Source organism: Alteromonas sp. 4NS20-0143, from assembly GCF_057542855.1.
Genome location: NZ_BAAJLR010000032.1, coordinates 1 through 556, shown reverse-complemented (window position 1 = coordinate 556; position 556 = coordinate 1). Strand labels below are relative to the sequence as shown.

Sequence of the window (556 nt, the reverse complement as noted above, 5' to 3'; positions counted from 1 at the left end):
CGACAAAGCGGACATAAGCGTGGGTTCCTTTTTTGACGGGTTTCAGGTCCAAATCGAACATTAACACCCCACTTAGGGGCACAAATACGTTGGCTAAAATACGAAGCGGAGCGAAGGGAGCCAACGTGTTTGTGTCCCAACGAGCGCCAGCGAGTGACTACAGTGTTTTGTTAGCTGCCTACATTTGTTAAAACCGCTACTGCAAACATTACCAAAATCCCAAAATACCACAGTGTGAGAATGATTGAAAAAAGCCAATCTAGAGTAGTTCCAACATAATAATTGGCTTTGAACATCCCTTTATTTTCCTTGTTGGGTGTAGCGATTTTTCTAAACCAAGACCAAGGAACAAATAAGCTGATAGTTACAAAGAAAATATAAGCGAAGACAATGCTCAATAAAGTTAAAAGGTCGTTGTTAACACCTAACGATCTTATGACATTAATAGCCATTAATGCCAAAAAAGAGCCAAAGCAAGAAGATAAAATCCGCTTTTTATTAGTGACAATACTCTTACTTATTTTATGCCAAAGTTTTGGTGTCATATTTAGGCAGC

General features: G+C 39.0%; 1 protein-coding gene. It reads right to left on the bottom strand.

The annotated features are described in order from the left end of the window. Positions 1–170 precede the first annotated feature (170 nt). On the bottom strand, positions 171–556 hold a 386-nt coding region (locus tag AC27HD_RS18840), incomplete at its 5' end, for a hypothetical protein (RefSeq protein ID WP_487107811.1).